This window comes from Conexibacter stalactiti (assembly GCF_033542075.1).
GTDB classification, from domain to species: Bacteria; Actinomycetota; Thermoleophilia; order Solirubrobacterales; family Solirubrobacteraceae; genus Conexibacter; species Conexibacter stalactiti.
Genome location: NZ_JAWSTH010000170.1, coordinates 1 through 7,005 on the forward strand (window position 1 = coordinate 1; position 7,005 = coordinate 7,005).

At 74.0% G+C, this 7,005-nt stretch carries 5 protein-coding genes and 1 pseudogene; 2 read left to right on the top strand and 4 right to left on the bottom strand.

The window, feature by feature from the left end; all coding sequences use genetic code 11:
- Positions 1–92: 92 nt before the first annotated feature.
- The 4 genes and pseudogenes from R7226_RS30395 to R7226_RS30410 form a co-directional block, all read right to left on the bottom strand.
- A pseudogene (locus R7226_RS30395) lies at positions 93–935 on the bottom strand (AAA family ATPase); the annotation flags it as partial.
- Positions 932–1,777, bottom strand: a complete 846-nt coding sequence (locus R7226_RS30400; RefSeq protein ID WP_318601272.1) for an FAD binding domain-containing protein — start codon at positions 1,775–1,777, stop codon at positions 932–934. The pseudogene R7226_RS30395 and the gene R7226_RS30400, both read right to left, overlap by 4 nt.
- Positions 1,774–4,155: a xanthine dehydrogenase family protein molybdopterin-binding subunit gene (locus R7226_RS30405; protein ID WP_318601273.1), complete on the bottom strand. Its 2,382-nt coding sequence runs from the start codon at positions 4,153–4,155 to the stop codon at positions 1,774–1,776. The genes R7226_RS30400 and R7226_RS30405 overlap by 4 nt, the downstream gene beginning before the upstream one ends.
- Positions 4,155–4,667 (bottom strand): (2Fe-2S)-binding protein, encoded by a 513-nt coding sequence (locus R7226_RS30410; protein WP_318601274.1) that lies wholly within the window; start codon positions 4,665–4,667, stop codon positions 4,155–4,157. The genes R7226_RS30405 and R7226_RS30410 overlap by 1 nt, the downstream gene beginning before the upstream one ends.
- A 116-nt stretch (positions 4,668–4,783) precedes the next feature.
- Here R7226_RS30410 and R7226_RS30415 point away from each other — a divergent pair, with 116 nt between their 5' ends.
- Positions 4,784–6,286, top strand: a complete 1,503-nt coding sequence (locus tag R7226_RS30415) for an FAD-linked oxidase C-terminal domain-containing protein (RefSeq protein ID WP_404827928.1) — start codon at positions 4,784–4,786, stop codon at positions 6,284–6,286.
- A gap of 4 nt (positions 6,287–6,290) precedes the next feature.
- The coding region (locus R7226_RS30420) for an FAD-binding oxidoreductase (protein ID WP_318601277.1) at positions 6,291–7,005 on the top strand (715 nt) is incomplete at its 3' end.

Sequence of the window (7,005 nt, forward strand, 5' to 3'; positions counted from 1 at the left end):
AACGGCCGCTGCTGGCGCTTCTCACGCGCGCCCAGGGGGACGGCGAGCTGGCGCCGGACGTGCTCGCGCGCCTGCTCGCCGGGCGGGCTGGCGAAGACACCTTCGAGCACCCCGTCGTCGCGGACGCGGTCGAGATCCTCGCGCACCTTCAGCGCGACGCCGAGCGTCGCGTCGAGGTCGCCGTCGCCGAGCGCGGCGAGCGCCCGCGCCCATTGGATCGTCTCGCCGACGCCGGGCAGCTTGTACAGCTCGGCCTCGCGCAGCCGCAGGACCGCGTCGCAGACGCGCGCGACGATCGCCTCCTCGACGCCGGGCGCGCGCACGCGCACGATCTCGGCCTCGCGCTCGCGCGTCGGGTAGTCGATCCAGTGGTAGAGGCAGCGGCGCTTGAGCGCGTCGTGCAGCTCGCGCGTGCGATTCGAGGTCAGGACGACCAGCGGCCGTCTGCGCGCCCGGATCGTCCCCAGCTCGGGGATCGTCACCTGGAACTCCGACAGCAGCTCCAGCAGGAAGGCCTCGAACTCGTCGTCGGCGCGGTCGATCTCGTCGATCAGCAAGACGACCGGCTGCTCGCTCTCGAGGGCCTCCAGCAGTGGGCGGCGCAGCAGGAAGCGGCGGGCGAACAGCTCGCCCTCGTCGACGCCGGCCGCGGAGGCGCGCAGCGTCAGCAGCTGGCGGGCGTAGTCCCAGTCGTAGAGGGCCTGGTGGCGGTCGATCCCCTCGTGGCACTGGAGCCGGATCAGTCGCGCTCCGGTCGCCGCCGCGAGCGCGCTCGCCAGCTCGGTCTTGCCGACGCCGGCCTCGCCCTCCAGCAGCAGCGGCTGTTCGAGCGCGGCCGCCAGGAAGACGGCGGTGCGCAACGCCGCGTCGGCGAGATAGCCCTCGGCGCCCAGGATCTCGCCGACCTCTCGTGGGCTCGCGGGGAGCGTGGTCAGCCCTCCGCCGCCCGTCTGAGCGCCCGTCGCGTGAGGACACGCGCGAGGTGCCGCTTGTAGTCCGGCGAGGCGTTGAGGTCGCCCGGCGGGGCGGTCCCCTCGGCCGCCTGCTCGGCGGCCCGGGCGATCGTCTCGTCGTCCAGCGGGCGGCCCCGCAGCGCCTCCTCGACGGCGGTCGCCCGCAGCGGCGTCGAGCCCATGTTGGTGAGCGCGACGCGCACGTCCGCGCAGGAGCCGTCGTCGGCCCGGGACACGAGCGCGCAGACGGCGACCATCGCCCAGTCCTCCGCCCGTCGCGTGAACTTCTCGTAGGCGTGGCCCCACCCGTCCAGCGCCGGGACGCGCACCTCGGTGAGGATCTCCCCGGGCGCGATCGCCGTCGTCATGTAGTCCTCGAAGAGGTCGGCGGCGGCGATCTCGCGCGTGCCGGCGCTGCCGCGGACCGTGACGGTCCCCTCCGTCGCGAGCAGGACCGCGGGCAGGTCGGAGGCCGGGTCGCCGTGCGCGAGCGAGCCGCCGATCGTGCCGCGGTTGCGGACCTGCTGGTCGGCGATCAGCGCCGTCGTCTCGGCCAGCACGCCCAGCTCCGCCCGCCGCTGGAGGTCGGCGTGGCGACTCAGCGCGCCGATCCGCCAGCCGCCGTTCTCGCGCTCCAGCGCGCGCAGCCCCGGGACGCGGCGCAGGTCGACGAGCAGCGTCGGCGCCGCCAGCCGCAGCCGCATCAACGGCAGCAGCGAGTGCCCGCCCGCGAGCGGCTTCGCGTCCTCGCCGCCGTCGGCGAGCGCCTGCAGCGCGGCGTCGAGCGAGTCGGGCGCGGCGTAGTCGAACTCGGGCGGGATCATCTGCGGGCCTCCTGGATCGCCGCCCACACCCGCTCCGGCGTGAGCGGCATGTCGAGGTAGCTGACGCCGAGCGGACGCAGCGCGTCGAGCACGGAGTTGACGATCGCCGGCGTGGCGGCGATCGTCGCCGCTTCGCCGACGCCCTTCACGCCGAGCGTGTTCGTCGGCGACGGCGTCTCGGTGCGGGCGGTCTCGAACGACGGGATCTCGGCCGCCGTCGGCAGGCCGTAGTCGACGAACGTGCCCGTCACGAGCTGCCCGTTCTCGTCGTAGCGGATCTGCTCGTAGAGCGCCTGCCCGATCGCGTGCGCCGCGCCGCCGTGGACCTGCCCGTCGATCAGCTTCGGGTTGACCGCCCGGCCGCAGTCGTCGACGGCGATCCAGCGCACGATCTCGACGCGACCGGTCTCGACGTCGACCTCCGTGACGCAGGCGTGCGCGCCGAACGGCCAGACGAAGTTGTCGGGATCGTAGAAGCAGATCTCGTCGAGGCCGGCCTCCATCCCCTCCGGCAGGTCGGCCGGGATGTACGCCTCGGTCGCCACGTCGGCGAGCGAGAGAGCCTGCTCGGGCGAGCCCTTCACGCGGAAGGCGCCTTCGGAGACCTCGATGTCCTCCGGCGCCGCCTCGAGCTTGTGCGCGACGATCCGCTTCGCCTTGTCCTGGACCTTCTGCGCGGCGCGCGCGACCGCCTCGCCGCCGACCGACAGCGAGCGCGAGCCGTAGGTGTCCTTGCCGAACGGACCGGTGTTCGTGTCGCCGTGGATCACCTCGATCGCATCGGGGTCGAGCCCGAGGCGATCGGCGACGATCTGCGCGAAGCTCGTCTCCAGCCCTTGGCCGTGCGGCGAGGTGCCGGTGTAGACCATCGCGGTGCCGGTCGGCAGCACCCGCACCTGCGCCGACTCGAAGTAGCCGCCCTGCATCCCCCAGCCGTCGGGGCCGAGCGCGCGCGACGGGCCGAGCCCGCAGATCTCGACGTAGGTCGAGAAGCCGACGCCGCGGTGGACGCCGCGCTCGCGCAGCTGCGCCTGCTCGCGCTGGAACGCGTCGAGGTCGAGCAGCTCCAGGCAGCGGTCGAGTGTGCCGTGGTAGTCGCCGGAGTCGTAGACGAAGCCGTGCGGCCGCTCGTTCGGGAACTCGGTGATGAAGTTCCGGCGCCGCAGCTCGAGCCGGTCGATGCCGAGCTCGTCGGCCAGCTGGTCGACGCAGACCTCCAGCAGGTGCGTCGCCTCCGGCCGGCCGGCGCCGCGGATAGCGTCGGTCGTGAACTTGTTCGTGAAGACGCCGACGACGTCGGTCTGGACGGCGTCGAAGTCGTAGACGCCGCTGATGACGCACGAGGTGAAGGTCGGGATCACCGGCCCCTCGATCAGGTGGTAGGAGCCGCAGTCCTGGATCACTCTCACGTGGATCCCGGTCATCTTCCCGTCGCGTCTGGCCGCGATTCTCACGTAGTCGATCTGGTCGCGGCCGTGGTGCGTGGTCAGCATGTCGTCGCTGCGGGTCGCCGTCCACTTCACCGGCCTGCCGGTCTTGCGGGCGCACCAGGCGACGAGCACCTCCTCGCCGTAGACCTGGAGCTTGGAGCCGAAGCCGCCGCCGACCTCGGGCGCGACGACGCGGATCCGCTCCTCCGAGATCCCCAGCTGGATCGAGAGGATCACCCGCGCGATGTGCGGGATCTGCGTCGAGGACCAGAGCGTCAGGTGCCCCTCGCGCCATTCGGCGAGCGCGCCACGCGGCTCGATCGCAGCGCCGGCGGTGCGGTGGTTGACGATCCGGCGCTCCAGCACCACGTCGGCCGCGGCGAAGACGCCCTCGACGTCGCCGCCGGCGAGCGACCACTCGAAGACCTTGTTGGTCCCGAACTGCTCGTGGACGATCGGCGCGCCCTCCTCCAGCGCCGCCTCGGGGTCGACGACGACCGGCAGCGGCTCGTAGTCGACGACGACCTGCTCGGCCGCGTCGACGACCGCGTACTTGTCATCGCCGAGCACGACGGCGACGGCCTGGCCGACGTAGCCGACCTTGCCTCTCGCCAGCGGCCAGTGCTCGGGGACGTGGACCTCCACGCCCGGCGGAACCCACACCATCGGGCACGGCGCCGCCATGTCGGCGAGGTCCTCGCCGGTGAAGACCGCCTCGACCCCCTCCCGCGCCGCCGCGGCCGAGGTGTCGATCGCCGTGATCCGCGCGTGCGCCTCCGGCGAGCGCACGATCGCCGCGTAGAGCGTGCTGGGCAGCACGAGGTCGTCGACGTAGGTCGCCCGCCCGGTGATCAGGCGCGGGTCCTCCTTGCGCTTCAGGGCCCGTCCGACGTAGCCGTTGCCGCCGGGCATCTCTCGCTCGGCGGTCTCCGCACCCGGGGCACCCATCAGACCACCTCCGGCGTCTTGGCGGCGGCGCTCGCGCCGCGCATCTCGGCGGCCGCGTCGCGCACCGCCGCGACGATGTTGTGGTAGCCGGTGCAGCGGCAGAGGTTGCCCTCCAGGCCGAGGCGGATCTCCTCCTCGGTCGGGTCCGGGTTGCGCGCCAGCAGGTCGGCCGCGGCCATGATCATCCCCGGCGTGCAGTAGCCGCACTGGAGCGCGTGGTCCTCCCAGAACGCTTCCTGCAGCGGGTGGAGCCCGTCGTCGCCGGCGGCGAGGCCCTCGATCGTCGTGACCTCGGCCTCGTCGGCCTGGACCGCGAGGACGGTGCAGCTCTTCACCGCCTCGCCGTCGAGATGGACCGTGCACGCTCCGCAGTTGCTCGTGTCGCAGCCGACATGGGTGCCGGTCAGGCCCAGCCTGTCGCGCAGCAGGTGCACGAGCAGGAGGCGCGGCTCGACGTCGAGCTCGTGGGGCTTGCCGTTGACGGACAGGCGGATCGGGACTGTGGTGCTCACGTCTCCTCCTCCATGACAAACGGCCGGCGTGGTGCGCCGATGTTCACTCCATATACCCGTGTGCAGCGCGCGCGCTGCGCCGCGACGCCGCTCCTGGCACCCGCCCGCGCCCTCCGATGTGGACGATCGGGCGGCGACGGGCATCGTCTACGCAGGAGAGAGCCTTGGCGATCGACCGTTCCCTGCTCACCCAGCTGCGCGCCGCCTGCGGAGAGGAGCACGTCCTCACCGACCATCACGCGCTGCGCACCTACGAATCCGACGGGCTGCTGCAGTACGCGGTCGTGCCGCGGGCCGCGGTGCTGCCGGGCAGCGCGGCGGAGGTCGTCGCGGTCGTCCGCGCCTGTCGCGACCACGGCGTCCCGTGGGTGGCGCGCGGCTCCGGCAGCGGCCTCTCCGGCGGCGCGCTCCCGGTCGCCGACGGCGTCCTGATCGTGCTGGCGCGCCTGCGGCGGATCCACGAGGTCGACCTCGCCAACCAGCGGGTCGTCTGCGAGCCCGGGGTCACGAACGTCGCGATCTCCGCCGCGGCCGGGCCGACGCACTTCTACCCGCCGGACCCCTCCAGCCAGATCGTCTGCTCGATCGGCGGCAACGTCGCCGAGAACTCCGGCGGCGCGCACTGCTTCAAGTACGGCTTCACGACCAACTACGTCTGCGGGCTCGAGGTCGTGCTGGCCGACGGCACGGTCGTGCAGCTCGGCGGCAAGGAGGCCGACCTGCCCGGCTACGACCTCCACGGCGTCTTCGTCGGCTCCGAGGGGACGCTCGGGATCGCGACGCGGATCACGCTCCGCGTCGTGCCGACGCCGGAGTCGGTGCGGACGCTCGTCGCCTTCTTCGCGACGGCCGCACAGGCCGGGCAGGCCGTCTCGGCGATCGTCGCGGCCGGCGTCGTCCCCGGCGCGATCGAGATGATGGACCGGCTCTCGATCGACGCCTCCGAGCAGATGGCGCACGCCGGCTGGCCGGCCGACGCCGGCGCCGCGCTGCTCGTCGAGCTCGACGGGCCGGCCGACGCGATCGCCGACCGCTTCGGCGAGGTCACGCGATTGTGCGAGGGCGCCGGCTCCGACGAGGTGCGGGTCGCGCGCGACGCCGCCGAGCGCGACGTCTTCTGGCGGATGCGCAAAGCGGCCTTCCCCGCGATGGGGCGCATCAGCCCCCACTACTACGTCCAGGACAGCGTGATCCCCCGCACCCGCCTCGCCGAGGTGCTGGAGCGGATCGAGCAGCTGGCGCACGACGCCGGACTGCGGGTCGCCAACGTCTTCCACGCCGGCGACGGCAACCTCCACCCGCTCGTCTGCTACGACGGCCACGCGCCCGGCGAGGCGGAGCGGGCCGAGCGGCTGGCCGGCGAGATCGTGCTCGCCTGCGTGCGCGCCGGCGGCTCGATCACCGGCGAGCACGGCGTCGGCGTCGACAAGAAGCGCTACATGCCGGAGATGTTCGGCGAGCCCGACCTCGCCGCCTTCCAGAAGCTGCGCTGCGCCTTCGACCCCGACGGGCTTGCGAACCCCGGCAAGCTGATGCCGACGCCGCGGCTGTGCGGCGAGGTCCCGGGTCCCTACCGGCGCCACCCGCTGGAGGCGGCCGGCCTGGCGGAGCGGATGTGAGGCGATGGCGGGCGCCGCGGCTCCTGCGCAGCTGATGCCGGCGACCGCCGCCGAGGCGGCCGTCGCGCTGCGCGACGCGGGCGCCGTGCGGATCCGCGGCGGCGGCACGAAGCTCGCGTGGGGCCGGCCGGTCGCCGCGGACGCCGAGCTGCGCACCGCGCGCCTCGACGCGCTCGTCGCGCACAACGCCGGCGACCTCACCGCGGTCGTCCAGGCCGGCCTTCCGCTCGCCCGCGCGCAGGCGGAGCTCGCGGCCGCCGGGCAGATGCTGGCGCTCGACCCGCCCGACGGCGGCGCGACGATCGGCGGCGTCGTCGCGACCGGCGACAGCGGCCCCCTGCGCCACCGCTACGGGGCGCCGCGCGACCTCGTGCTCGGCGTGCAGGTCGCGCTGCCCGACGGCACCGTCGCGCGCGCCGGCTCGCAGGTGATCAAGAACGTCGCCGGCTACGACCTCGCGAAGCTGATGAGCGGCGCCTGCGGCACGCTCGGCCTGCTGACCGAGCTGACCGTCCGGCTGCATCCGCGGCCGGAGGCCTGCTGCACCGCCGTCGGGCGCGGCGGGGAGCCGCATGCGGTGGCTCGCGCCGCCTCTGCGCTCGCCCACCTGCCGCTCGAAGCCGACGCGCTCGACCTCCGCTGGGAGGGCGAGGAGGGCGCCGTCCTCGCGCGCTTCGGCGGCCGCGCGGCGCCCGCGCGCGGCGCGGCCGCGCTGCGCG